Raw genomic sequence first — 26,629 nt, 5'->3', positions numbered from 1 at the left:
ATAAATTTCGCGATTATATCTAAAATGTGGTGAGGATTTGCTTATAGCTAGTAAATTGAATACTCTAAAATGAATAAACATTGAAAACAAAAAGCTCTAAAGTTGCTACACAGAGGAAAAATTGGCTATAATAGAACTAACTAAGGATATAAAAAATTATGATATTACAAAGTGGAAATTTATACAATCAAATATTATGTTCAAATATGAAATTTAGTGAATATTCATCTGATATGCGTAAGGTAGTATTGATCAATATTTTACTTATTATCAGTGGTACTATTCTTTTATTGTTTGCAATATATAACGTTTTTGTCCACAGTGATAACGCTCTGTTTATTATAGACTTTACAGCATTTTTAATTACCATATATATCTTTTACGATCTTCGTAAATCCCACAATGTACAAAGAGCTTCCAATATCACGACAAGTTCGATTTTCATAATGATGTTGGCAATTGTATATTTTGGAAAAGGGCATGACTTTACCTTGGTATGGACGGTATTTTTCCCTATGTTTGCGATCTTTATCAACGGTACAACAAAAGGGCTGGGGATTACGATACTGTTTTATGCACTTACTTTTTTGCTTACTTATCAGGGTATTGACAAATGGCAGGGTGGAATGTGGAATGAGGCAAGTTATGCACGTTTTGTAGTTGCCAGTGTAGGGATAAGTATCATTGTTTATTTTTTCGAAGTGAGTTTTGATAAAGCGTATAAAATGCTAGAAGAGATACGTAAAAAAGAGAAACAGTATATTCAAACACTTGAGCAGTGTTCTATCACAGATCCATTAACCAGAGTATACAACAGAAGACATCTTACAGTTCAGTTTGATAAGCTCTTTGAAAAAGCAAAAAAACACAACAGCTATTTTGCACTTTACATTTTTGATATAGATTACTTTAAACAGTACAATGATACATTTGGTCATATAGCGGGTGATAATGCTTTACAAAAAGTGACGCAAACATTAACAAAAGAGGTTTTTAAAAGAGATGTGGACCATCTTTTTAGACTCGGTGGAGAGGAGTTCTGCGGGTTGATTTTGGCAGATGAACCTCAGAAAGTAGAATATATTTTAGAAAAAGCGAGAACGACGATAGAGTCGTTGGGATTAGAACATCCGAAAAACCCTCACAAAGTATTAACAGCTTCATTTGGAGTATGTGTTATTCATGATTTTAAAGAGAAAGACTTTGATAAAATGTATAAAATTGCAGACGATACTCTATATGATGCAAAAGAGAAAGGGAGAAACTGCATAGTGGGAGCAGATAAAATTAGCACACTTTAAAAGTTAACGGGTATAATGCCGAAATGCCTTTATCTAGACTAAACGAACAGCAATATGAAGCTGCAACATCTCAACATTCCAAAAATCTTATTATCGCTTCAGCAGGGACGGGAAAAACCTCTACGATCGTAGGTCGAATCGCCCATCTTTTAAATAGTGGCGTAGAACCAAATGAGATTTTACTCCTTACTTTTACCAATAAAGCAGCAGCTGAGATGGTTAGCCGTGTTGCCGAATTTTTTGGAACCGGCGTTGCTTCAAAAATTGATGCAGGGACGTTTCATGCTGTGAGTTATAGATGGTTAAAGAAAAAAGATAAGCGTGTTGTTTTAAAACAGCAACGTGAATTAAAAACACTGTTTCGATCGGTGTTTGAAAAACGATCATTCGGGCATATAGATGCCGAAGTTCAGGCATACGGCGGAAACTATCTGTATGACCTTTACTCATTTTATCAAAATACGGAACTCTCTAACGATTTTGAAAAATGGATAAAAGAGAACTATCCTGAACATGAACTTTTTGCCATGATATATGCGGATGTTGTTGATGAATTTGAAAAACTCAAACGTGAGTACGGTTTTCTAAACTTTAACGATCTCCTTTTAGATTTTCGTGCAATGTGTAAAGATCATCATCTCGGATATAAAGAGGTTCTTGTTGATGAGTACCAAGATACGAATGCGCTTCAGGGGACTTTGATAGATGCAATGAATCCGCCCTCACTATTTTGTGTAGGGGATTACGATCAAAGTATCTATGCATTTAACGGAGCCGATATTACGATCATCGGTTCATTTACAAAAAAATATCCCGATGCAGTTGTCCATACGTTGACAAAAAATTACCGCTCAACCGTGCCAATTTTGTCTTTGGCAAATAAGGTGATCGAGCATAACGAGAGAATATACCCGAAGAAACTCGAAGTTACGCGAAGAGACGTAGATACAGCTCCAAAACTTTTGGCATACGATGAGTTGTTTGATCAGTATCACGGTGTAGCAGACATGATCTCCAAAACACAGACACCCCGTGAAGATATAGCGGTTATTTTTAGAAATAACTCTTCAGCTGATGGGATTGAGGTAGCGCTTCGTGAGCTTGATATCCCTTGTAAACGTAAAGGTGGGACAAGCTTTTTTGACTCTCGTGAGGTAAAAGCGGTACTTGACTTGTATACACTTCTTGTAAATGAGTCGGATATGATGGCTTTTATCCATATATTTGAATTTGCACGCGGGATCGGAAGTGCGATGGCAAAAGAGATCTATATAGCACTGAAAAACCTGGGGCAGGGGAGTATGTTTTACGGTCTCTATGCACCGGACGAGTCTATGAAAAATCCTTTTGAAAAAAGAAAACTCAACCACCAACTCGGACTTTTTGACGACTTCTTGGAACTAGGAGCTGTAGGTAAATATGCAAAGCTCGGTTTTGAAGCAAAGTTTATGAAAAATCCCGTGCTTAAGCACCCGAAACTCACAAAAGAATCGGCAACTTTTTTACATAACTTTTATCTGCTTTTCCGCGATCTAAAAGGGATAAAACAGCCAAAAACGATAGTTCGTAAAATAGCAGCTTCGGATTTTTTTAAATATATTGCCGATCTGCTCTCAACAAAACGTGCTACACTAAAAGACGGTAATATTGACGAGAAACAAAAACAGGAATCCCTTGTTAGAATAGAGAGAAAGATGAAACTGCTTCAGGAGCTCTCACATCCTTACAATGAACATGAGCGTTTTTTAAATGCAATGATCCTCGGTTCATCTGACCTTTCACAAGGGGAGGGGGTGAATCTCTTAAGTGTACACGCTTCAAAAGGGTTGGAATATAAAGAGGTGTATGTAGTTGACCTTATGGATGGACGTTTTCCAAATAGAAAACTGATGGTACGAGGCGGAAGTCTGGATGAGGAGAGACGTCTGTTTTATGTAGCGGTCACACGTGCAAAAGATGTCTTATATCTCAGTTATGCAAAATATGACAAGATTAAAAAGCAAAACTTCTTACCATCGCAGTTTGTATATGAAGCGGGACTGGTTCCTAAAGATGAAGGGTATCGTGAGATGGTGCAAAAAGAGATGGATAAAGAGGAGGAAGATTAGCGCTGTTGTGCTAATCTCATCTTTCTTACTTCTAAAAAGTAGCTGTGCCCCAGATAGATCACGTAAAATACCGTAGCAAAAAAGATCACAAACGGGATGAGTGAGACAAGATAGAGTATCAATGTTTTCAATCTTAATGTACCTCCGTGAAAAATCTTAATCTTAATCGCTTCCTCTTTTGTACATATATTTGACGATACATCATATATGATCATCTTGTGGAAAAAGTAATACAGTGGAAAATTAAACGCGATGATGTTGAGTACAGGAATAAAATATAAAGGGATACATACAACAAAAAGTATGATCATAATAACAGCCCACTTTATCGCTAAAAAAATCCCCTCTAAAAGATTAGAATGGCCAATCATTGCAATATCTTGGTAGTGTCTTTTGTGTAGCTCTTTTAAGATCATATGGGTCATAAAACCGATAACTATCAGTGCTACAAAAATAGAGAAATAGAGCATTAAAATAGAGCCGATAGTGTAAACTAGAAATGTAGCTATCCATGATGTGATTGCACTGCTCATTAAAAATTTTATAACAGCAGTATTTTCTAAAGTTGCCGTAAAACTATCTGTGTGCGGTACTCCATTTTGGACAGTTGTCTGGGTTGATTCTACATGCATAGTTGAATCAAGCTGATCAAGTCCGATCCCTGCTAGTACAAAAAATAAAATATATAAAATTAACATACTCAGTACAAAAGGAAGGATAGAGTATTTGATCATTTTTGAGGTAAAAAGATCCTTTATACTTAGCGTTAATATACCTGTTTCGTTATCCATGTTTACTCCAAAGTTTTTGATTTAGTTTTAACTCCTCTACGATCCCAATCGAGAGATGTAAAGTTTTAATATACTCCATTGCTATTTTATAGTCTAAAAGTGAATTAAATATAGAGGGCTCAAAGAGATCTTTATTATACTCAATTGCCATATAGATATTTCTTCCACGGAAAGAGACATAAACGGGATGACCCGAGTGTTTTCTGTAGTGCAGAATCTTCTCCATTAATGTATGAGTAAGTATATATCTTGCTTCAATCTGATCACTTCCATATACTACAAACTCTTTTTCAAATTCCGGAGAGTCCATCTTTACCAGATCTCCGCTTCTTGAAAAGTTGTTTGCTTGTAGGAAAGAACCTACAAGGTCACCGAAAGTACTTTGTGCCGTGTCAGGGAGTACGACTGTTTTGCCGTTAAAATTTTTGTGAAAATCACTGATAATGAACAAACCTTTAAAGATTGTCGAGTAAGAGCGTCTCCCTTTGGAATCACGATGCTCTTTTTCAGCATGAACATCGGAAAAGGTAAGATCAACGCCGTCTATCTTCCCTTTAACAAGATCATTCCCTGAGTAACGATCGGGAGAGGGAAATAAAAAGGAGCGATTAAAGTACTCCGAAGCGACATGAAGATCAGGGATGTAGCGAAAAGAGTTGTCAATCTCTTCAATAAGGGGTCTGATCACTTTCTCTTTAAAATGGTTCCGGTAATCTGAGATTAAAAATCTGTATACTATCCCTCCGAGTGCTACATAACCCACAAGAGAAAAAATGATAAACTCTATATTCATATACTCGAATAGGGAGAAAAAAAGCAGGGCGGCAATAAGGGTATAAATAACACCTATTGTAATGACACGCTTTTTTACTTTTTTGCGATCTTGTTCCAGATCTTTTAATGTAGGGTGGAGTTTTTTATAATAAAAGTCTGTTAATTCACTGACACTTTTCATCTATGAGTTAAACAGCTCTTTTACATTTACATTTTCTCTTTGAGTATCTGGAATCTCAAATACCTCTTTTCTTGTATAACTCATTGCACTTGCCATAAAGTTCGTCGGAATCATCTCAATAGCATTATTATAATCAGTTACTGCTTGGTTGTAAGCACGACGAGCTGCCGAGATCTGCTCTTCTACTTCATTTAAACTATGTTGGAGATGCATAACATTTGTATTTGCTTTTAATTCAGGATAGTTCTCAACCGCTACCATGATAGAACCGAGTGCCGAAGTAACTTTGGCATCAAGGTGGATCTTATTTTCATCCGAAATATTTGGTTTATTGGCTTCAGCGCGGAGTTTTGTGACTTCTTGGAGGATTGATTTTTCATGTTCCATATATTTGCCTACAGAGGCAACGAGGTTAGGGATGAGGTCATAACGTTTTTTGAGTTGTGTATCTATACTTGCAAAGATATTTTCAACTTGATTCTTCTTTGAAACGAGAGAGTTGTACATAAGTACTAAAATAATCCCTATAACTATCGCAATAATAACTGGAGTTGACATACCAAGTCCTTTAGAAGTTTTAAATTATTATATCTTATTTTTTATAATATGTTGCGAAGCTGTATAAGCACTACTCCATGCAAAGGCGAAGTTGTATCCGCCTCGACGCCCTACAACGTCTAGAACTTCCCCGATAAAGTAGATGTTATTCTCTTTTTTAGATTGGAATGTTTTTTCATCGATCTCTGAAGTATCAACTCCTCCACCGCTTACTTCGGCATGACGGAAACCGTGTGTATCACTCACTTCAAATTTCCAGTTTAGAATCTGGTTCGCGATTTTTTTAGAGAGTTTTGTGTCTAATGTAGTTGTTTGCGGCACAATGTGAAGAGATTCCAGTACACCGTTTACAATCTTTGTCGGTAACAACCCAAGCAAGATATCAAAGATGGTAAGCTCAGAATTTGTCTTTGCAACCTTTTGTATATGATTCGAGAGTTTTTGGGCATTAAAGTTTGGAAGCAAATTAACAGCAATATCTACAGCTTGGTAATTTAAAAGTGATTCACTTGCCATTTGTGAGATGTCGAGTATTGCAAAACCGGAAACCCCATAGTTTGTAAAAAGGATATCTCCGGCAATCGTATTCTCTTTCATACCGTTAATGTAAAGTGATACTTCTCCGTCTACTTTAGCTCCAGCCATCTTTTTTGCCAGGTTGGAGTTTAGTTCAAGTTGTACTAAAGAGGGGTAGGTTGGGATAATTTTATGTCCTAACTCCTCGGCAAATTTATATCCGTCACTACATCCCCCAAGATGTGATGCCGCCTCGCTTCCCGTTGCAACAACTACTGCATCATAATTCTCTTTTAGTTTTAAAAGTGAATCTATCTTTGTATCGGTAATTATCTTTACTCCGAGGTTTTGAGCTGTTTGAATAAATGTATTGGCAACTGATTTTGCTTCATTACTAAGGGGATATGCACGACCGTCTTCTAAAACATTTAGCAGCAGTCCAAGAGAGTTTACAGATTTCTCAAAATGCTCAAAGCCAAAGTTTTTTAGTGCATACTCGACAAATGTAGGGTTTTGGGAGAAAAAGTCTGTTGAATTTAGAGAATTGTTTGAGATGTTACAGCGACCGTTTCCAGAGACTAGAATCTTTTTTGCAGGTTTTGTGTTTTGCTCGTAGAGATCTACGGCAACACCGTTTTTTGCACACTCGATCGCACAAAAAAGTCCCGATGCTCCAGCCCCTATAATAGCAATTTTCATCTAAAGCGTTACTATCTTTGCTCCAAAGCCACCCATATGTGCAGGAGCATCCTCAAATTTTTTCACTCTTGGATGGTGTTTTAAAAACTCTTTTACGGCATGGGAAAGTTTCCCTGTCCCAATTCCGTGATAGACTATTACTTCATCCCAACCGTTTACAAGTGCATCGTTTAAAAACTTGTCTAACACTTCACACGCTTCATCCCCTCGCATACCGTGAAGATCGCACTTAAGACCCGCTTTTTTCTCTACATTTACACGTATATCGGTTTTTGGTTTTTGTTTTACGATCTTCGTAGGTTTTAAGTGTTTTGTTTTGACACGCACTTTCATACCGTTAATATCGATCGTAGCGTCATTTTTTCCTTTCATAGAGACAATTACACCGCTTTGTGAATGATATTTTACTTCATTACCCACTTTAAACTCTATATCACGAGGGATCTCAGCTTTTTGCTCATGAGGCAGCTTTTTATTTGCTTTATTCATCGCACGGTGAATCTCTTTTATATCTCCGCCGCGAGCCGCTTTTTTGGCTTCATTGATCGCCTCTTCATAGCTTTGTTTTAGGAGTGCTTCTTGTTTTTGAAGCTCAAGATTTAATGCTTCTCTTTGCTCTTTTAAAGCTCGCTCTTTTTTTTCGAGTTCGTTAAGCTTTTCATCGACCTGTTGATGTTTTTGCTTTAGTTCACGCTCCAGCTCAGAACCGCGCTCGATTAAAAGGGAGAGTTTCTCAGAGTTATCACCGTAAACTTTTTTTGCCTCATCAACTAAACGGTGAGCAATACCGTAACGACTTGCCGTCTCAAAAGCGTAACTTTTTCCTATAATACCTTGCATAAACTCGTATGTCGGTCTGCGTTGATCTTCATCATAAATAGCTGCAAGAAGCTCCACATCCTCACGGTCAGCCATAAGTGCTGCAAGACGTTTATGGTGGGTTGTTACTACAACTTTTTGGCCTTTTTTGATTAGATCATCAAGTATCACTTTAAACAGAGCTGCTGCTTCGTCACTATCTGTTCCAAGCTCGATCTCATCGATACCGATAAGAGCCTGTTTTTTTGTAAATATTTGTGAGAATTGCTGCATACGCCCGGCAAATGTAGAGATGTCGTTTTTCACGTTTTGCGGGTCATCTATAATCGCTTCTAGATCTTTAAAGTTTCCTATCTCACTCTTTGTCTCGTTGAGCTTCATCGGAATAATATATTTCGCCATAAATGCCGAAGCGAGTATAGATTTTAAAAGCATAGTTTTACCACCGGCATTTACCCCGGTAATCATCAGTATGTTTTTAGAGAAATCCACATTAATAGGTTTCGCGTGTTGCAGAGCCGGATGGATAAAATCTTTTAAAACAATGTTTTTATGGTTTTTGCTTTTGATGATCTGAAGATCTTTACTACGTGCAAATAAAACACGTGCTTGATAGTTGTCGAACTTTGAGAACTCTTTGTCAATATAGTTTATAAACGGTAAAAGTTCCGAGAGCTTTTGTGAGAACTCTTTTGCATAGGCGTAAAAAAGAGCTTCACGTTCTTGTTCTATATATCTTATCTTCTCTTTTGTTTTTAAGATAATATCAGGTGCTACATAGAAAAAACCACCCGTACTTCTTCCCACTACGGCACCTTTAAGTACATGATTAAAACCGCCGCGAACAAGTAAACACTCTTCATTGTTAATAAAGTGTACCTGTGTATCGACCAAGTATCCTGAAATTTTTGAACTACCCATCAAACGTTTGAGTGAAGCACTAATTTCGCCTTTATGTTCTTTGATTCTTTGGCCGAGTCCAAACAGGGTTTCGTCAAGATTTTCCTCAAAATTACCTTGAAAATCAAAATATTTTTCAACCTCTAAGAACTTCTCAGGGATCTCAATCTTCTCGATCCATTCTCCAATGATACAGTCCAGCTTTTTATTACGAAAGTAGCGAAAATAGCGTACAACTTTCACAAGTTCGAAAATCTGTTCAAAGTTCAGCACACCATGCTTTTTAAGATGGTTCTTAATCGAGAAAAAATCAATCACTTTAGGCGGGGCATTAAACTCTATTTTGTCAAGTGCTTTAATGTAGCGGTAATGGAGCTCTTGATCACCCTCTATATATAAAGAGTCTTCTCTTGAGAAGAAACTCCTAAACTGTGAAATGTGGGAGTCGAGGTCTAGCTGTGTAAGTATTTTGTCTATTTGCACTCAGAGGCACCGATAACTTGTAGATGGTATGGAGTGTTTTTCTTTCCGACAAAACTGTTTGTCCCGCTTAGATCAAAGTTTGTACTGTTTATCTCAATATTACCACATTGAATAGTTTGACCCTGTCTATACTTTTGTACTATTGCCAGAACTTTTTCTTGTTCATGTGCTACATAAGTGTTGTACATAATAGCACCGGAAATAAATACAGCAAATATCCCTGCTACTATAAGCTTTTGAGAACGTGTAAGTTCCGTAAAGTAGTGTAGTGATAAAAAAAGTAATCCTACAATTATTAAACCGAATATATACGCCACTTATGCAATCCCTCTTATCTGGTATGTAATATCACCCGCTCCAAAACCGATAATAAGACCGTTATCAAGAGTTTTAAGCTCCTCTTGACCTCTGACAATGGTGATTTTATTGTCTGCTCGTTGAAGTTTATCTGCAAGAGTTAGATTGTAATGTTTGAATTTTTCGGCAAAGTCGATATCGCGAGGTGTTTCACCGGCAGCCCACACAGGGAGGATAATAAGCTCCTCTGCACCTTCAAAACATTTAATGAATTCATCGAGATTATCGATCGTACGTGAGTATTTATGCGGTTGCCAAATAGCGGTAATTTTTTCAAATCCTTTAAGTTCAGCATACTCTTTTACAGACTGGAAAGTCGCTTTGATCTCTGTTGGATGATGTCCATAGTCATCAATGATTACGCTGTTGTTCTCTTTACCAACGATATCGAAACGTTTTTTGATCCCTTTAAAGTTTAATAGGTTTTGTCTGATAGTTTCAATATCCATAGATTCATTTGCAGCTAAAATAGCAAGTGCAGCATCAATAGCAATATGTTTTCCAAAGCCCCATACATCAAAACTTCCAAGATCTTTGAGTGTAAATCTTGTATGTGGTTCATCGTTGATTAAAACAAACTCTATTTTTGTAATATCTTCACTTGGATAGAGCCAAGTTGCATCGTTAAACTCATCTTTGAGTGTTGCAAGAAATGGGTCCTCAGCATTGAGCACTTTATGAGGAGCTTTTCTAATAAATGTTTTATATGAGTCGTAAAATCTATCGTAGTTATAGTCGTAATATTCCATATGCTCAGGTTCGGCATTGATTACGATTGAGCAGTAAGGATTTGAGTTTATAAAACTTCCGTCACTCTCATCTGCTTCAAAGATCATAAGATCGTTTGTTTCATCGTAACGAACGTTTGAACCAAATGCTTTTGATTCGGCACCGATGATAGCAGAACCCTCCATAATGGCTGTTAGTATTGCCGTAGTTGTACTTTTACCGTGTGCACCTGCTACAGAATATACTTTTTTGTCATCAAGGATTTTAAGGAGTGCTTCACGACGTGCTAAAACTTCAATCCCTTTTTCTTTTGCTGCAATTACTTCCGGATTGTCAGGGCGGATAATAGCTGAGTGGATAACTAAATCTTGATCATCTATAGCATCAGCGTTATGTGGAACACTTACAGTGATACCCATATCACGAAGTTTTTTTGTGATTACAGTATCTTTTATATCTGAACCACTAACCTCATGCCCTTTATAATGCATATATTGAGCAAGTCCAGAGATTCCTATACCGCCAATACCTATAAAATGTATCTTCATTTAGCTATCTCCTACTCTTTACGCATTATCGAGCAACTTTTGTGCCTCTTTTTGAAACTCGCTAATATAGAAAGTTCCCGAGCGTTGCGTTGATTCAATATCGGCAATTTTATCTAAAAAGTTATCTATGTTTAGGTTTTCATCTGCTGAAATTTGATGCAGTTTCATCGCTTTTGAAAACTTTTCATCATTTGTTAAACCGCTTAATACTTCAAATAGTGCCGAAGCATCTTTGTTTTTTCCGGCATGGTAATGCTCGATCGCATATTCATAAAGGGCACGAGCTGTTGCAAAGTCCTGAACTTCACTCATATCCATCTGTCTATGAGCCTCAAGCGTATTTGTAAGCTTCTCAAGTGCCAAGTCTAGAATATTCGCATAAAACCCTTGAAGTCCATCATCATTTAAAAGTTCATGAGCTTCTGATTCTAAAACATATAGTGAAGCGATATCACCGTTTTCTTGGGCTTTTAATACTTTCTCTTTTAACTTGTTCACTTTACTCACCTAAACACTCCTTGATTCTATTTAATGCATCTCTTGTTTTTTCTTCATTTTCAACTAAAGCAATTCTGACATATCCAACACCAGGGTTCTCTCCATTAAAGTTTTCACGTGCTAAAAACTCGCCCGGCAGAACTTTAACGTTGTACTTTTCAAACAGTTTTTTTGTAAACTCTAAGGCATTGTCAACTTTGAGCCAGATGTAAAAAGTTGCCTCAGGAATCTCAGTACCGAGTATCTCTTTTGCGATTACAAAATTATTTTTATAGATCTCTCTTGAAGCACTTACATGCTCCTCATCACTCCAAGCTGTCGCTGCAGCATATTGAAGTGGAAGAGGGGATGCACACCCTACATATGTACGGTACTTCATATACTCTTTTAGTATCTCTTTGTCACCCGCAATAAAACCGCTTCTAAGACCCGGTGCAGATGAGCGTTTTGAGATCGAATTGATAACAAGTACATTTTTAAAGCTGTCATTTCCTGCAAGCTTTGAAGCTTCAAGTATTGATGGAACTTTTTTATCTGTGTAGATCTCTGAATAACATTCATCATTCATCAAAACAAAATCATGTTTCAAAGCCAGTTTAACCCACTGCGCCATCTCTTCTACAGAGAGCATCGAATTTGTCGGGTTATTTGGAAAGTTCAAAATAACCAAGTCACAAGTTGCAAGTTTCTCTTCATCGATCTCCGGTTTGAAGTTATTATCCGCATTTAAGTTAAGATGGATAACTTTTGAGTTTGTAGCGATCGCAGCACCCTCATAGATCTGGTAAAAAGGGTTTGTATAGGCCATCACACTTTCACTCTTGTCTGAGAGTAAAAATTGAGGAAAGTTAAATAATACCTCACGTGTTCCAAAAGTAGGGATTAGTTCACTATTGTCTATCTCTACATCAAATCTAGATTTAACAAAGCCGCGGATTGCATCTCTTAAAACTTCTTCTCCACCTGTTTTTGGGTATTTTTTAAGAAGATATGCATTGTTTGCCAGAGACTCTTGGATAAATTCAGGAGTGTCAAATTGTGGCTCACCAATAGTGAGTACTGATGGTTCGTAATCTGCATTTGGTATAATGTTTTGTAGTAAATCGTTAAGTTTTTCAAATGGATATGGTTCAAAATTCATAGTGGAATTATATCTAAAAATTATTTACATATCGATAAGGATTACAGTGAAAATATTTATCTCTTTTATTATCATTTTTTTATTATTGGTCAGTGTAGGGATAGAGATAGACAAACAAGCTTTAGAGCTTCAAGATGAAGCATTTAAGCGTGCAATGATTACGTTTGGAATCGCAAAAAGCTTGAATGCTCTAATATCTTTCATTCAAGGAACGGAACTCTCTTTAACTCCAGCAGGACTTGGACTCACTTTAAGTGTAGGTGAGATTTTAGATCCTTTAAACGATATGGTGGAAAGATTTTCATGGGTGATGCTGCTTGCATCTATATCTTTGGGAATTCAAAAGTTTTTACTAATCATTAGCGGCAAACTTTTTTTACAAACAATCTTTATTTTGAGTGGAATAATTGCTTTAATAATGATTTGGTATAAACAACTTTATCAAAGCAGATTTTTTTCTTATAGTTTGAAGATATTTATATTGTTGCTGTTTTTCCGTTTTGGAGCGATTGCTTTTATATATCTGTCTCAGTTTACCTATACAACTATTTTGGAACAGGAATATACACAATCACTGCAAATTGTAGAAAATACGAAAACTGAGCTTGAAGAGTATCAACATAAAAGTACTAGTGAGGTACAGAAAAGCGATGAGAATTTTTTTAGTAGTTTGAAAAAAAGCTATAGCAGTTCCTTAGAGAGTATAAATGTCTCTAAACAATTAGAAGCAATAGAGGAGAGTTCAAATAAAGCTTTTAACAACATCGTAGTTTTAATTACTGTCTTTGTAGTTGAGTCTATTCTTCTACCGCTGTTATATTTATGGCTTGTAGTTCATAGTATAAAGTTTGTATTTAGAAGCGAGTTAAAGTTTGATACATTGAAAAATATGTATAATGAAATTTAATGAATTAAACAAAGGATTGAAAATGAAAATAGTTTTATCGGCAGTGTTGGCAATGTTCTTAGTAGCTTGTAGTGATGACAAGCCAGTGCAAGAGAGTACGCAAACAAGTGTAAAAGAGGAAACTAAAGTTGTAGAGGCACCAAAAGCTCCAGAGGTAAAAGAGACAACGGTTAAAGTTGAAGAGCCTAAAAAAGTGGAACCAAAGCCTGTAGAACCAAAACCGGAACCTGTAAAGGTTGAAGAGCCTAAAGTAGTTACAACAACAAAAACTGAAGTTTCAAAAGTGGTTGAAGAGACGAAAGTAGAAGTTGTAGCAGTTACTAAAAAGATAGACGGTGGGGCTTTATTTGGAAAATGTGTAGCATGTCACGGTCAAAACGGTGAAAAAGCGGCACTTGGAAAATCACAAATTATCAAAGGGTGGAGTAGCGCAAAAGTGATGGAAGCATTCCACGGTTATAAAGCAGGTACGTACGGTGGTGCTATGAAAGGTGTTATGAAATCACAAATAGCAAACTTCAGCGAAGAAGAACTAAAAGCATTGGCAGAGCATATCTCAAAACTCTAAAATAGTTTTGAGATTTGATAAAAGTTTCAATTTTAAAAGGTACAATTTCTAAAAAATTATGTGAGTGGTCAATGAAATTAATTATAAATGGAAATGAAAAAGAGTTTAGCAACAATAAAACACTTTTAGAGGTTTTAAAGGAGCTCTCTTTGGAAGATAAAGTTATGGCAGCTGCAGTAAATATGGAGATTGTTAAACAAGATGCATGGGATAAGTGCAGACTTAATGACGGTGATAAGTTAGAACTGCTTGATTTTGTCGGTGGTGGTTGAAACTTTTATTGAAACGGCTGCTATTGCATACTCTCCGTCATGTGTAATAGAGAGTGCTGCATCAACTATTTTAAATTGTTCTACAAGCTTCTTTGATAAAGAGAGTTTAGGAGCACCTTTTTCATCTTTATAAATTTTTATATCAAAAAAGGAGCACTCTGCTCCTATCCCCGTTCCTAAAGCTTTTGAAACTGCTTCTTTTGTAGCCCAAAAACCAGCTGCAGTCTTATAGTTTTTAACCAGTGCTTTTTCATCATCAGATAAAAATCGTGAAAGTGCTTTATCTCCAAATTTCTCGATCATCTGCTGCATACGTGAAGTATTAATTAAATCTATCCCTATCATTCAATACATCTTTATAATTTTTATCTGTATTTTACCCTATTTATAAAGAAGTTTTGAGGGAATTAATAAATAAACATTTTTTTCATACCGTGTAAAAACTTCATCACTACACCTTCATGATTGACAATCTCTTCCATATATTGATCGTATGTTTTTTTCTCTTTTTCTAAAAATTCACGAAGATATTGTTCAGACTCTTTTATCCCTTGAGTAGTTTCAATTTCAAGGAGTTTTTTATAGAGTGGAGTGACCACCTCTACAGCGTTATGCGGTGCTGCTTTTCTAATTGCAAGATATCCTTCTGCAGTTTTATGAATAGGATGGTGTTTTATTTCAAAAAGTGTAGTTACCCAGTAATATCTGCCGTCTTTTGATCTGTTTTTTACTACGGCTAAAATGTTTTGTTCTTTTTTTAGCCTTTCCCACATAAGTTTGAAGATGATTTTTGGCATATCTGGGTGGCGAATAATGTTATGTTCAGAACCAAGCAGTTCTTTTTCACTATATCCGCTAATCTCTTGAAAATAGGTGTTGCAATACCTAATATTTCCTTTGAGATCTGTACGGCTGAGAATGGGTTTCATCTCATCTAACTTGATCTCTTTTTCTTTTTCTATGTAATATTGTTCATACATATAACTCTCCATCATTCATTTAATTGGATAATTATACATCAATAAAAATAGTAAAAGTGATTAAAAAATATTCATAGATTGTTGGATTACGTAAACATTTTACTCATCCCCTCAAAAAATTTAGCAATAAAGCCTTTATAGTTAACAAGGTCTTTCATATAAGTATCGTAGTCTTTATTTTGTTCCCGTAAAAAATTATAGAGATAATCTTCTGAAGCACTAACTCCCTCATTATTTTCAATCTCAACAAGTTTTTGATATAAAGGTATGACGGCTTCAACTGCTTTTTTTGGTGCTGCTTTTCTAAGTGCTAAGTAACCTTCTGGTGCTTTAGTAAAAGGGTGGTATTTGGTTTCAAAAAGAGTAGTAACCCAATAATAGTCTCCGCTTTTTGAAAGATTTTTAACAACAGCGAGTATATCTTGTTGTTGTTTTAAGCGTTCCCACATAAGTTTGAATATCACTTTAGGCATATCCGGGTGACGAATAATGTTATGCGGAGCACCTATTAATTCATTTTCACTGTATCCACTTATCTCTTGGAAATATTTATTACAGTATTTTATTGTACCTTTAAGATCTGTACGACTGAGGATAGGTTTGATATCACTAAGCTTGATCTCTTTTGAATTTTGAAGATCTTGTTGTTTTTTCATCTCTTTTCTCCTTGTCTTATTGATAGCACTAATATTACTTTATGTAATATAACATTAAATTATTATAATAGTCGGTAAAATTAAGACTAAATACATCATTTTCTCCTTATTTAACAAAAATAACAAAAAAATGTGATAAGAATAGGTTTTAAATAAGATATTGATAGTTATTGTGATATTTATAGTGAAATAAAAAAGGTGGATAAAAAAAGCCCCAAAGTTATTGGGGCAAGAGAGTGGTAAAATATAAGATAAAAAAGGATTTACTGAATAACAAACTCAGTAAAATAGATCCCCTTAATTCTACCGTCTGAGATCATTGAGTTTAGTGTATCCATAATTTGCATAGAAAGTTTGTTCTTCCCTTTTTTTGATGATACTTCTTCAAGCGTTTTTGAAGATAGAATTCTAATGATTCTATCGCGAAGAACTGCTGATTTTGCATCAAGTTCTAAACTTAACTCTTCACCTTCAAGTTCTAAAGATATTGTTGTCTTTAAAAATCTTCTTCCTGAATCACTTTTTAGATTAACCGTAAATGTATCAAGAGGGTATAATATCCCTATTTCATTCAAAGATCTAGAATCTTCTTCCATATTGTAACCACTAGTTCTCTTAGTAGTTTGTTTGACTTTTTCTTGTTTTGCAGGAGTTGATGAGATAGCCTCTTCATCATCGCTACCTATAAATAAAAATGCAATTGCACCGAGTATGATAATTAGTACTAAAACGATGATGATAATAATCATCAACATATTACTCGATTTTTTCCCTTGAGATTCTTCCTCTTTTACTTCTTCAGCCACGCTTCATCCTTGAATTGATCTTTTTGTTGTTAGTATATCGAATTTTATGAAAAAAAATAAAATTTTACTCTTAAGAGAGTTCATTAAGCGGTAAAAATTCGTAAGTATCTGCATTATAGTACTCAATTTTACCTGTTTCGATATCGTAACACCATCCATGTATATGTAAATCCCCATCTTCAAATCTTTGTTTGACGGCAGGGTATGTGAGAATATTTTCTATCTGATTGATTACAGATAATTTCTCTGTAAGTCTTAGCAACTCTTCACGTGGTGCATTTACACCCAAACTTAGAATAGCTGCTTTTTTTGCACTTTCGCCAAGCTCTAACCATTTTTTAGTATGGATAAGTGAAGTGTCATCAGGAACCGGTTCGTACAGATGTTTACAAGCACCACAATGTGTATGCCCGCAAATAATAATCTCTTGTACTTTTAAAGCACTTACTGCATATTCAATCCCAGAAGCCGTTGCATGAAAATCTTCATCTTCTTTAAATGGAGGGACAAAGTTTCCTACGTTTCTAAGTACAAAAAGATCTCCTGGATTTGTTTGCAACATAAGATCGGGAATAACTCTAGAATCGGAACAGCCTATAAAAAGTGCTTTTGGTTTTTGCCCCTTAACAAGTTCTAATAATGACTCTTTATTTTTTTTAAAATAAGTACGAAATAGCTTGTTACCTTGGGCATATTGTTCAAGATTCATAATGAAACAGCTTTCTTAAATTAGTTACATTCTTTAATATCTAGTGAACAAAGAATATCTTCAAATATACCACCCGCTTCGCGACATACATCATCATGATATTCTACTACTAGTACTTCTTTACCGTTTGAAACTTTTGTTGTATACATCTCCGGTTTCATATTGTGTTTTTCAATAACACCGTTTAAACATTTAGTAACTTTTTGTTTCTCATCTTCAGACTCATAAGCTAATGATAATCTTGAAAATCTCTCTTCACTTCTAACTTCTGCATCGATCATATTGTTCTACCTTGAATTATAAGTTTAAAAATTATACATATATTATGCATAATATCTACTTTTTTATTGTTTAAATCAGTACCATTGTAACAATTTTGTTACTTCATCCACTATATATGTTTTCAATGCAGTTTTTTCCAGAGGTTTTTTAGGAATCAGTGCTTTTGTGATGTTTTGCATTTTTGCCTCTTTTAGTCTGTTATCCAGACCATATACCTCCCTAACATCACCGACTAGTGAAACTTCACCTATAAAAATAGTTTCTTTAGAGATAGCACGATCGCGAAAACTACTAATGATTGCTGCAAGTATTGCCAAGTCCGCTGCAGTCTCAGTAATTTTAATTCCTCCCGTAATATTGATAAAAACATCATAACCAGAAAGAGGCATCTCTAGTTTACGCTCCAGAAGGGCTAAGAGCATATTGAGCCTGTTATTGTCAAAACCGGTTGCCTGACGCTTAGAATTAGGGGTATGAGATTCTGAGACTAAAGCCTGAACTTCAAGTATAATAGGGCGGCTTCCTTCCATAATTACAGTGAGTGCAGAACCGGCTTGAGTAGAGTTTCTGTTAAAAAATCTCGATGCAATATCGGTAGCACTGATAAGTCCATCCCCTCGCATCTCAAAGACACCAATCTCACTTGTTGCACCAAAACGGTTTTTAAATCCTCTGAGTATTCTCAGCTCTTGAGAAGAATCACCCTCAAAATATAAAACAGTATCAACCATATGCTCAAGTACCCTTGGACCTGCGATCGAACCCTCTTTTGTGATATGACCAATGATAAAAGTAGCTATATCTTGCTCTTTTGCAATACGCATAAGTTCAAATGTGATCTGTCTTACTTGTGTAACACTTCCCGGAGCCGATGAGATATTTTCGGAATAGATAGTCTGGATCGAGTCAATAATGAGAAAGTCGTATTTTCTCTCTTGAAGTTCCACTAAGATCTGTTCAAGTCTTATCTCACTTAAAAGATATAACGTATCGTGGTTTGATTTAAGCCTGTTAGCTCTAATCTTAATCTGAGATGCCGATTCTTCCCCTGAAACATAAAGAACATTTTTACCTGTTGATGCAATATTAGAGCCAACTTTGAGGAGTAGCGTAGATTTACCGACACCTGGGCTTCCACCAATAAGTGTAAGACTGCCAGGTACGATTCCTCCACCTAAAACATTATCAAGCTCAACATCAAGTGAAGAGAAACGTGTGATCTCATCTTCAATGACGTTGTTGATACTAATAGCTTTTGCACTTTTTGCAGATGAGGACTTTGTTTGTTTGATCACCTCTTGTTGCTGCGGATTGAGTTCTATAAAACTATCCCAAGCTCCACAGTTAGTACATTTTCCCATCCATTTTGGTGTAGTCATACCACAATGTTGACACTCAAATAATGTTTTTGCTTTTGCCATGCTCAATTAGCCTTTTGTAAAGTTGTCTGTAATTGTATAAGAAAAAAGTGTGAAGGAGTGGAAATATGACAGAATGTCATATTCCTTTATTTATGCCTCTTCATCAATGAAGATAGCATCAAGTAAACCGTCGACAAATTCATATTTGTCAAACGGTGTAAGGTCATCCGGTTGTTCACCAGTTCCCACATATAAAATAGGAAGTTCAAGTGCATAAGCAATAGAGAAGATACTTCCCCCTTTAGCAGTTCCGTCAAGTTTAGTGATGATAATACCGTCAATACCGACCATCTCATTAAAAGCTTTTGCCTGATTGATCGCAGAGTTTCCTTGTGTACCGTCTATAATAAGGAGAGTTCTATGTGGAGCACCACTGTGTGCTTTATCACAGATTCTATTGATCTTTTTTAGTTCGTTCGCAAGGTTTGTTTGGGTATGCAATCTCCCCGCAGTATCGATGATAACATGATCATACCCTTTAGATTTTGCTGAATCGATTGTATCGTATGCAACAGCAGAAGGATCATGCCCTTGTTTTGATGAGATTATCGGAATATCTAATCTTTTTGCCCATAAAGTAAGTTGCTCAATTGCAGCAGCACGGAATGTATCTCCTGCACCCAGCATAACTTTTTTACCTTCATTCTTATATCTTTGAGCAAGTTTAGAGATTGTAGTTGTCTTTCCTGCACCGTTTACACCAACTATAAGTTCTACAAACGGAGCTGTATATTCAGGCTCTTTGTACTCAGTGTAAGCAAGTGTAGCTAAAAGTTTAGATCTGAGTATCTCACGAGTTATTTTTTCCTGATAGGTCTGCTCCATTATGATCTCTACAAGATCGTACTCTACATCCGCTTCAAGCAGGATATCTTCAATCTCATCTTTTGTAAATGTAATTTTCTTTTTCGGAGCAACAGATTTTATAGCCTCCGCTGTTTTATTAAGAGATTTTTTTATAAAGCCAAACATCTATTTTCCTAACGCTCTAAGAATATCACTTTCAATAAACTCCTCTTCAGTAGCCCCTTGATAGTAGTTAATTAGTTTGCCATCTTTATACATCGCCATAAGAGGGATACCGAAGTTTCTTCCAATATTGAGACTTGTCGCAACTGCATTGATAATGCGGCGGTTGTCACTTGAAGTTGAAAGTGCATATGTCGCATCATATTGTTTTCTAAAATCTAGTAGTTTTGTAGCGTTGATATCATCTTCAACAGATATTCCGATAATGTTTAGGTTGTCTTTGTACTTTTCTTGCAGTTTTGAAAGGTGAGAAGCTTCAGCTTGACAAGGTGGACACCAAGTTGCGAAGATATCCAGGATGATGATTTTCTCTTTTTGAGAATTTAAAACAAAACCTTCGTTAGCTTTTTTGATAACAAATTCTTGACCAGATATCTCTTTTAATACAAATTCATTTGTTGATAAAAGTGCATTGGCATCGTTTTCATCTTGTGAACTACAAGCAGTAAATAATAGTCCGACAATTAGAGATAATGAATAAATTGATTTTTTTAACATAAATTTTTGCCTCTATTTTGTAAAATAAGCGAAATTATATCTATAGACTTCTTTTATAACTATAAAAAGATATGAGAAGAGATAAAAAGAGGTAAGATTGTGCAAAATAAATTTTTCAGCCTAACCGAAGTTAAGGTGAAATAATTTTTTTGTGCAAGACTGCCTCTTTTTATTTTTCCCAAAGGGCAAAAAGATAAGCTTCTTTACTCTGCGTTAGATATTCTCAATCGTAGCTTCAGCTACGATTGAGAATATCTGCCTTGATTAAATTGTTTCTCTTTTTGCTCATACTTTATATAGTTGTAAAAGATGTCTGAAAGACTTTATATGACTCTTACAAAAGAAACTTTTAGAAAAAATTCTATTGAAAAAATTCAAAACCTCCATACCTATAATAAAGTGTATAGAGATGCATTGCTAGAACAAAAGCTGCTGAGATTACTAAAGAAATACAAACATAGAAATATCTTGGTTTATCATCCGTTACCATTTGAAGCAGATATAAGAAAAAGTATTACAAAAATGAGACGAAAATTGAATGTTTACGTGCCATTTATGGAAGGCGAAAGTTTTAAGATGGTACCATTTAGATTGCCGCTTAAGAAAAAAAAATTTGGAATTTTTGAAGCTGGCGATACAATAAGAAATATAAAAAAAATAGATATTGCAATTGTTCCAAGTATCGGTGTTGATGGAGATTTAAAAAGAATAGGCTTTGGCAAAGGGATGTATGATCGCTTCTTTGCGAAATTAAAGAAAAAACCATATACTATTTTTGTGCAGCCAGTGCTGTGTTATACAAGAGAGAGTATCTGTGATAGTTATGATGTTGAAGCAGATGTTTTGATCACCCCGACAGCGGAGATATTTAAAGGGCACATTGCAATAAAAAAAGGGAATTAAAGATGTTAAATGAGATACTACTAGGCGGTGGAACAGCCATCGTAAGTGGAGTTATCGGATTTTTCATCTCTAAAAAACTTACTAGTGCAAACTTTGAAGTATATACGGAGCAGGCTCGAGCGAAAGCAAATGCTATTGAGAATGAAGCGCAGACTTTATTGGAGCGTGCAAGACTCCGAGCTCGTGAAGTTGAATTAGATGCGCAAAAAGCATTTGATAGTGCAAAAGACAGAGCTCGTGCAGACTTTGCTCAAAGGGAAGAGCAAGTGCGTAAAATGGAGACTGATTTTAAGCACTATAAAAAAATTGAAGAACAAAAACTTCAAAATGAAACAAGACATATTAAAGCACAAAAAGTAAATTTAGAGAGAAATGAAAAATCTTTAGCTTCATTAAAAAAGAGATATGAAGAAAAAATAGATGATGCCCTCCATGCGATAGAACACTCTGCCGGGATGACGCAAGAGGAAGCACAAAAAGTACTACTAGATAATATAGAAGCAAAAGCAAGGGGTGAGATCTCCCATATAGTACGAAAGTATGAAAATAAAGCGAAAGAGGAAGCTCAAAGAAAAGCTAACTATATACTTGCTCAAGCTACAAGCCGTTTTGCAGGAGAGTTTGCTTCAGAGAGACTCACAAACTTAGTTCATTTAGACAATGATGAGCTAAAAGGGCGCATTATCGGTAAAGAGGGGCGAAACATTAAAGCGCTTGAGACTTTACTTGGTGTTGATATTATTATAGACGATACACCAAATGCGATCTTGGTAAGTAGTTTTAACCTTTATAGACGTGCAATAGCTACAAAAACTTTACAGCTGTTGATCGAAGACGGAAGAATTCAGCCTGCACGTATAGAAGAGATTTTTGAGAAAGTTTCAAATGAGTTTGAAGAGAGAATCTTAAATGAGGGTGAAGAGGTTGTAGCTGAACTGGATGTGGGTGTAATGCATCCGGATCTTATGAAACTTATCGGACGCTTGCGATACAGAGCTTCGTATGGACAAAATGCACTTGCCCATACACTGGAGGTTGCAAACTTAGCAGGTGTGATGGCTGCAGAGATGGGCGGTGATCCGCGTCTAGCAAAGCGTGCAGGTTTACTCCATGATATTGGAAAAGCTTTAACTCATGATCATGATGGGAACCATGTTGATCTCGGTGCAGAAGTGTGTAGAAGATACAATGAAGATGCAGTAGTTATTAATGCTATATATGCACACCATGATCAAGAGGAGATCAAATCGATCGAGTGTGGTGCCGTTTGTGCAGCTGATGCACTCTCAGCAGCGCGCCCTGGTGCGAGACGTGAAGTTTTAGAAAGTTTCTTAAAACGTGTAACAGAGATTGAAGATATCGCTTCAGCACATACCGGTGTAAAACAAGCATATGCAATTAATGCAGGTCGTGAAGTGAGAGTAATAGTAAATGCGACGCTTGTAAATGATGACGAGTCTATCTTAATTGCTAGAGAGATAGCATCTGAAATTGAAAGCAGGGTGCAGTATCCGGGTGAAATTAAAGTGAATGTTATTCGTGAGAGCAGGGCTGTAGAGTATGCAAAATAGCATACTCTTTTAAAACTATTTTTTTACCGTAGTAACAATAGCTCCTCTTAAATCCCCCATCTTATAATGGATAGCCTTATCTTCAGGATATCTGTTTGAGATCTCTGTTTTTAGTTTATTATCTTGTATATCACCGTGACATTTTAAACACACAGGGTTTGTAATTACTAATGGTTTATAAAATTTATATGTACCTTTTCCCACTTGTTTAATAATATGTTTTGGAAGACTTTTATCGCTTTTTTGTTCTTTTTGAAGTTCTTCTAAAACTTTTGCCTCATCATCAGTAGGCATATTCATAGGGTTTCTTGTTTTAAGGGTAATACGTCTTACGCTTACACCTTCTGGAAGTTTTTTATTTACATCCCCAGTTAAATTTTGAGCCTCTTGTGTACAGAAATCAAGTGCTTCGATTGCTCCACCGTGTTTCATATGCATTTTCATATTCTTTCCAAGTGTTTGTAAAAGTAGTTTTGTGCTGGATTCCCCTTTTTGAGTAACATCTTTCAGGGTAGCTGAATCGCTTGCAAATAGTGTAAAAGTACTTAGAGTTATTAATGTAAGTGAACTAATTAATTTCATTGTTTTCTCCATAAATTTAAAAATTGTCATACAAATTGTACCAAACTTATAATAATTTAATCCTAGTTTGAGTAAAATCGCATAATTATTTTAATCATGGAGTGTTTCGATGCCTGAATTATTTACATTCATAGGTTCTATATTTGGTGTTTCTCATCATGCTGACCCTGAGACTTATAAATTAGTAGTTTATACAGCTCACATGTTACTTTCTGCTGTAATTGCAATTGTTTTAGCAAAAGTAGCAATGTCAAATCTACAATTGGTACCAAAAGGTACTCAAAACGTTATGGAAGCGTACATCGGTGGTGTATTAAAAATGGGAACTGATGTTATGGGTAAGGAAAATGCTTCTCGTTACCTTCCTTTAGTAGCAACTATCGGTTTATTCGTTGGTATCGCTAACCTTATTGGTGTTATTCCAGGATTTGAAGCTCCGACAGCATTTTTAGAGATGCCTTTAACATTAGCGCTTGTTGTATTTGTATATTATAACTTTGAAGGTATCCGTCGTCAAGGTGTTATTAAATACTTCAAACACTTTTTAGGTCCTGTTTGGTGGTTATATTGGTTAATGTTCCCAATTGAGATCGTATCACACTTTTCTCGTTTAGTTTCACTTTCTTTCCGTCTTTTCGGTAACGTAAAAGGGGATGATATGTTCTTAATGGTAATCTTAATGCTTGCTCCTTGGTTACTTCCAATGATCCCATATGCATTATTAACTTTTATGGCATTCCTACAAGCATTCATCTTTATGATGCTTACATATGTATACCTTGGTGGTGCAGTAGCTACTGAGGAACACTAAAAACCTCCAAAATGCAAAAAGACGCTTTTGAAAGAATCATAAGCTTCTTGCTTGGAGCATCTTGGGGAATTATCCTCCTAGGTGCTCTTGCACTTTTTTCCCTCTTATTTAACTTCGGTTTTACAATAGCTTTTTTATTTACACTTCTTTATATAATAGTTTCTCTTTTCCTGGTTCTTGTTTTAGATGCATTACTTGTAAATAAACAACGATTGAAAGAAGCAAAAAAACAGACTGAACTTTTAGAAAAACTACTGGAAAAAAAGTAAAATTTTGTATTGATTAAAATTTAATCATAAAAGTGTTACATCAATTTTATTTTTATATTATAATTTTTCCATCCTAAGATTCAAGGATACAATGAAAAACTAGTAAGTTAAGTTAGCATTCTTAAATAAGAAGAGATGTAAGTTCTAATCCTTAACTCCCCTTATTACTAGTTTCTATATTTTTTAAACCTTTCCCCTCCTAAGACTAAGTCACCTTATGTTAATAGATATACATAAGGTGGCTAAGATTCCCCAACAAGCACTACAATTTTGTCATAAAATACAAAATTGTATTAACTATGCATAAAACACACCATTGATTAAAAATTAATCATTTTTTTGAATATAAAATGTAAAACTTCTTGTATCATACTGCATATCAAATGAAAAAGGATTACAAATGAAATTAATTAAGTTGAGTTTAGCAGCGGCATTAGCAGCAACTATGACAATGGCAAGTGATATTACTTCAGAGATAGGTGTAAGTGCAAATGTAGCAATGACAAGTAACTATATGTGGCGTGGTATGACACAAACTCATGATGCTCCAGCAATTCAAGGTGGGTTTGATTTAGATTATAAAGGTTTTTATGTAGGGACATGGGGTTCTAATGTTGCAGGTGGTGATCAAGGTTATTATGGTGATGCAAGTATGGAACTAGACCTTTATGCTGGTTATAGTTCTGAATTCGCTGGAATTGGTTATGATATAGGTTTCCTTCAATTCTGCTATCCAAGAAGTACAGATGAATCTGGATGGGGTGAGGCTTACTTAGGTCTTTCTTATGACATGGAAGTTGTATCTGTAGGTGCAAAATACAGCTATGCTATTGATACAATGGATAATGGATGGGATGACCAATATAACTTATTAGAGCTTTCTGCAAGTGTTCTATTACCTTACGATATGGCACTTGACGGAACATATGGGTTTTATGAAAATGTTGGTGATTATTATTATGTAGGTTTAACAAAATCTATTAAAAGTTATGACTTTACATTGGCATATACAGGTCTTACTGATAGTTCAGTTGGTTCAGTTGAAGTTTCCACAGAAGATAAAGCAACATTTACTATTGGTACTAGTTTCTAAGTTTAATTTTCAAAGATTCAAAGTAAATAAACACAAATTTCAATATATTCTCCCCCCCTTCTGTTCTATGCTCCTAAAGGGCATAGAACATTTCCCAAAACAAATTATGGTTTTGTGCCTATTTACATGAAATGTACAGAGTATCCTAACTATATATCAAAGGTACAAATACAAAGCCGTAGTGTTCAATTATCTTTAATGTGTCATCTTCTCTTTTCGTTATCTCAAAAATCGAATTTTTCACAGGTATAACAAGTTTTCCTCCCGGTTTTAACTGATCTGTCAGCTTAGCTGGAAACTTTTGGGCCGAAGCTGAAACTAAGATCCTGTCAAACTTTTTCCCCTCAATACCAAGCCTATCTGTCGCTTTTAAAATCGTTGCATTATTAAAATGGTATTTATCCAGATTGTTTGAGCCAAATTTTACAAGTTCATCAACTCTCTCTAGTCCCGTTACAGAACCCTCTGGACCTGCTATATGTGCAAGCATTGCCGTTGTCCAGCCTGAACCGCTTCCTATATCTAAAATTGAGTTGCCTTGTTTAGGAGACAACATCTCAAGCATCATGGCAACGGTTGTTGGCTGAGATATGGTTTGGGAGTTGCCTATGGAGAGAGGAAAGTCTTCATAGGTAGCATAAGAGTTATAATCTCTTACAAAATCAGATCTGTCTATATCTAGAAATGCCTTTATAATCTCAGGGGAGTGCAAGGCATTTGTATTAATCAGATGATTTACTAAATCTTTTTGTGAATCCATAATTATTATTATACTCAATAGTATAAGATTTTTAAAATCTGCTTGCACAAGCTCTTTTAGCAGATTTAAAAGATAATTTAGTTATTATAAAACACTTATAATTTTTTAC

At 35.5% G+C, this 26,629-nt stretch carries 30 protein-coding genes; 10 read left to right on the top strand and 20 right to left on the bottom strand.

Translation table 11 applies throughout. From position 1 onward, the window contains the following. Positions 1-158: 158 nt before the first annotated feature. Together FJR03_RS07705 and FJR03_RS07700 are read left to right on the top strand one after the other, a co-directional pair. Entirely contained in the window at positions 159-1,301 is a 1,143-nt protein-coding gene (locus FJR03_RS07705) for a GGDEF domain-containing protein (protein WP_193112950.1), read from the top strand. 23 nt (positions 1,302-1,324) lie between these two features. Further along, entirely contained in the window at positions 1,325-3,409 is a 2,085-nt protein-coding gene (locus FJR03_RS07700) for an ATP-dependent helicase (protein WP_193112949.1), read from the top strand. Here the strand turns inward: FJR03_RS07700 and FJR03_RS07695 are convergent. Genes FJR03_RS07695 through FJR03_RS07655 form a run of 9 tightly spaced genes read right to left on the bottom strand, consistent with a single transcriptional unit; the run spans position 3,406 to position 12,403 of the window. Then, positions 3,406-4,200, bottom strand: coding sequence for an EI24 domain-containing protein (locus FJR03_RS07695; RefSeq protein ID WP_193112948.1), 795 nt, complete (start codon positions 4,198-4,200; stop codon positions 3,406-3,408). The two genes, FJR03_RS07700 and FJR03_RS07695, sit on opposite strands and share 4 nt — an antisense overlap. Further along, positions 4,193-5,155, bottom strand: coding sequence for a DUF3137 domain-containing protein (locus FJR03_RS07690; RefSeq protein WP_193112947.1), 963 nt, complete (start codon positions 5,153-5,155; stop codon positions 4,193-4,195). Before FJR03_RS07690 ends, FJR03_RS07695 begins: the two co-directional genes overlap by 8 nt. After that, positions 5,156-5,713 carry a LemA family protein gene (locus FJR03_RS07685; RefSeq protein WP_193112946.1) on the bottom strand — a complete coding sequence of 186 codons (558 nt, stop codon included), beginning with the start codon at positions 5,711-5,713 and terminating at the stop codon, positions 5,156-5,158. Between the two features lie 27 nt (positions 5,714-5,740). Beyond that, positions 5,741-6,928 (bottom strand): BaiN/RdsA family NAD(P)/FAD-dependent oxidoreductase, encoded by a 1,188-nt coding sequence (locus tag FJR03_RS07680; protein ID WP_193112945.1) that lies wholly within the window; start codon positions 6,926-6,928, stop codon positions 5,741-5,743. Beyond that, the gene (locus tag FJR03_RS07675) at positions 6,929-9,130 is read right to left on the bottom strand and encodes an endonuclease MutS2 (protein ID WP_226962101.1); all 2,202 of its coding nucleotides are present in this window, start codon (positions 9,128-9,130) and stop codon (positions 6,929-6,931) included. Next, on the bottom strand, positions 9,121-9,447 hold the full coding sequence (locus FJR03_RS07670; RefSeq protein WP_193112944.1) for a hypothetical protein: 327 nt from the start codon (positions 9,445-9,447) through the stop codon (positions 9,121-9,123). Before FJR03_RS07670 ends, FJR03_RS07675 begins: the two co-directional genes overlap by 10 nt. After that, positions 9,448-10,764 carry a UDP-N-acetylmuramate--L-alanine ligase gene (murC, locus tag FJR03_RS07665; RefSeq protein ID WP_193112943.1) on the bottom strand — a complete coding sequence of 439 codons (1,317 nt, stop codon included), beginning with the start codon at positions 10,762-10,764 and terminating at the stop codon, positions 9,448-9,450. An 18-nt stretch (positions 10,765-10,782) separates the two neighbouring features. Next, positions 10,783-11,271 (bottom strand): hypothetical protein, encoded by a 489-nt coding sequence (locus tag FJR03_RS07660; protein WP_193112942.1) that lies wholly within the window; start codon positions 11,269-11,271, stop codon positions 10,783-10,785. Next, complete coding sequence (locus FJR03_RS07655; RefSeq protein WP_193112941.1) at positions 11,264-12,403, bottom strand: succinyldiaminopimelate transaminase; 1,140 nt, start codon at positions 12,401-12,403, stop codon at positions 11,264-11,266. Before FJR03_RS07655 ends, FJR03_RS07660 begins: the two co-directional genes overlap by 8 nt. Before the next feature lie 46 nt (positions 12,404-12,449). Here FJR03_RS07655 and FJR03_RS07650 point away from each other — a divergent pair, with 46 nt between their 5' ends. The 3 genes from FJR03_RS07650 (at position 12,450) to thiS (ending at position 14,150) form a co-directional block, all read left to right on the top strand. Next, positions 12,450-13,310 (top strand): hypothetical protein, encoded by an 861-nt coding sequence (locus FJR03_RS07650; RefSeq protein ID WP_193112940.1) that lies wholly within the window; start codon positions 12,450-12,452, stop codon positions 13,308-13,310. 22 nt (positions 13,311-13,332) lie between these two features. Further along, a complete protein-coding gene (locus FJR03_RS11840) occupies positions 13,333-13,878 on the top strand; it encodes a c-type cytochrome (RefSeq protein WP_347402099.1) in 546 nt (181 codons plus the stop codon). A gap of 71 nt (positions 13,879-13,949) precedes the next feature. Next, entirely contained in the window at positions 13,950-14,150 is a 201-nt protein-coding gene (thiS, locus tag FJR03_RS07640; protein ID WP_193112939.1) for a sulfur carrier protein ThiS, read from the top strand. Here the strand turns inward: thiS and acpS are convergent. From acpS to FJR03_RS07595, 9 genes are all read right to left on the bottom strand, one after another. Next, positions 14,118-14,495 (bottom strand): holo-ACP synthase, encoded by a 378-nt coding sequence (acpS, locus tag FJR03_RS07635; protein ID WP_193112938.1) that lies wholly within the window; start codon positions 14,493-14,495, stop codon positions 14,118-14,120. The genes thiS and acpS overlap by 33 nt on opposite strands. A 62-nt stretch (positions 14,496-14,557) precedes the next feature. Continuing rightward, on the bottom strand, positions 14,558-15,130 hold the full coding sequence (locus FJR03_RS07630; RefSeq protein ID WP_193112937.1) for a PAS domain S-box protein: 573 nt from the start codon (positions 15,128-15,130) through the stop codon (positions 14,558-14,560). 86 nt (positions 15,131-15,216) lie between these two features. Then, a complete protein-coding gene (locus FJR03_RS07625; RefSeq protein WP_193112936.1) occupies positions 15,217-15,786 on the bottom strand; it encodes a PAS domain-containing protein in 570 nt (189 codons plus the stop codon). A gap of 263 nt (positions 15,787-16,049) precedes the next feature. Continuing rightward, positions 16,050-16,592: a flagellar basal body-associated protein FliL gene (gene fliL / locus FJR03_RS07620; protein ID WP_193112935.1), complete on the bottom strand. Its 543-nt coding sequence runs from the start codon at positions 16,590-16,592 to the stop codon at positions 16,050-16,052. Between the two features lie 70 nt (positions 16,593-16,662). Beyond that, positions 16,663-17,301, bottom strand: coding sequence for a carbonic anhydrase (locus FJR03_RS07615; protein ID WP_193112934.1), 639 nt, complete (start codon positions 17,299-17,301; stop codon positions 16,663-16,665). Between the two features lie 20 nt (positions 17,302-17,321). Further along, complete coding sequence (locus FJR03_RS07610) at positions 17,322-17,582, bottom strand: hypothetical protein (RefSeq protein ID WP_193112933.1); 261 nt, start codon at positions 17,580-17,582, stop codon at positions 17,322-17,324. A 75-nt stretch (positions 17,583-17,657) separates the two neighbouring features. Next, entirely contained in the window at positions 17,658-19,004 is a 1,347-nt protein-coding gene (gene radA, locus FJR03_RS07605; protein ID WP_193112932.1) for a DNA repair protein RadA, read from the bottom strand. Between the two features lie 90 nt (positions 19,005-19,094). Then, positions 19,095-19,976, bottom strand: a complete 882-nt coding sequence (gene ftsY, locus FJR03_RS07600) for a signal recognition particle-docking protein FtsY (protein ID WP_193112931.1) — start codon at positions 19,974-19,976, stop codon at positions 19,095-19,097. Then, a complete protein-coding gene (locus tag FJR03_RS07595; RefSeq protein WP_193112930.1) occupies positions 19,977-20,531 on the bottom strand; it encodes a TlpA family protein disulfide reductase in 555 nt (184 codons plus the stop codon). Between the two features lie 309 nt (positions 20,532-20,840). Between FJR03_RS07595 and FJR03_RS07590 the strand changes: the two genes are divergently transcribed. Both FJR03_RS07590 and rny read left to right on the top strand, forming a co-directional pair. Beyond that, positions 20,841-21,434, top strand: coding sequence for a 5-formyltetrahydrofolate cyclo-ligase (locus FJR03_RS07590; protein WP_226962100.1), 594 nt, complete (start codon positions 20,841-20,843; stop codon positions 21,432-21,434). Positions 21,435-21,436: 2 nt separating this feature from the next. Next, on the top strand, positions 21,437-23,005 hold the full coding sequence (gene rny, locus FJR03_RS07585; RefSeq protein WP_193112929.1) for a ribonuclease Y: 1,569 nt from the start codon (positions 21,437-21,439) through the stop codon (positions 23,003-23,005). A gap of 15 nt (positions 23,006-23,020) precedes the next feature. On the opposite strand, the gene FJR03_RS07580 is transcribed toward rny, so the two are convergent. Then, the gene (locus tag FJR03_RS07580; protein WP_193112928.1) at positions 23,021-23,587 is read right to left on the bottom strand and encodes a Tll0287-like domain-containing protein; all 567 of its coding nucleotides are present in this window, start codon (positions 23,585-23,587) and stop codon (positions 23,021-23,023) included. A gap of 109 nt (positions 23,588-23,696) precedes the next feature. Between FJR03_RS07580 and FJR03_RS07575 the strand changes: the two genes are divergently transcribed. From FJR03_RS07575 to FJR03_RS07565, 3 genes are all read left to right on the top strand, one after another. Continuing rightward, positions 23,697-24,398 carry a F0F1 ATP synthase subunit A gene (locus FJR03_RS07575; protein WP_193112927.1) on the top strand — a complete coding sequence of 234 codons (702 nt, stop codon included), beginning with the start codon at positions 23,697-23,699 and terminating at the stop codon, positions 24,396-24,398. Positions 24,399-24,409: 11 nt separating this feature from the next. Then, the gene (locus FJR03_RS07570) at positions 24,410-24,667 is read left to right on the top strand and encodes a hypothetical protein (protein ID WP_193112926.1); all 258 of its coding nucleotides are present in this window, start codon (positions 24,410-24,412) and stop codon (positions 24,665-24,667) included. Positions 24,668-25,067: 400 nt separating this feature from the next. After that, entirely contained in the window at positions 25,068-25,760 is a 693-nt protein-coding gene (locus FJR03_RS07565; protein WP_193112925.1) for a TorF family putative porin, read from the top strand. 145 nt (positions 25,761-25,905) lie between these two features. Here FJR03_RS07565 and FJR03_RS07560 read toward each other — a convergent pair whose 3' ends face one another. Then, positions 25,906-26,520: a protein-L-isoaspartate O-methyltransferase family protein gene (locus tag FJR03_RS07560; RefSeq protein WP_193112924.1), complete on the bottom strand. Its 615-nt coding sequence runs from the start codon at positions 26,518-26,520 to the stop codon at positions 25,906-25,908. Positions 26,521-26,629: the final 109 nt, after the last annotated feature.

Origin of the sequence: Sulfurimonas marina (assembly GCF_014905095.1) — a bacterium.
GTDB classification, from domain to species: domain Bacteria; phylum Campylobacterota; class Campylobacteria; order Campylobacterales; family Sulfurimonadaceae; genus Sulfurimonas; species Sulfurimonas marina.
The sequence above is the reverse complement of the archived record's forward strand: the minus strand, read 5'-3'. Positions and strand labels throughout refer to the sequence as shown.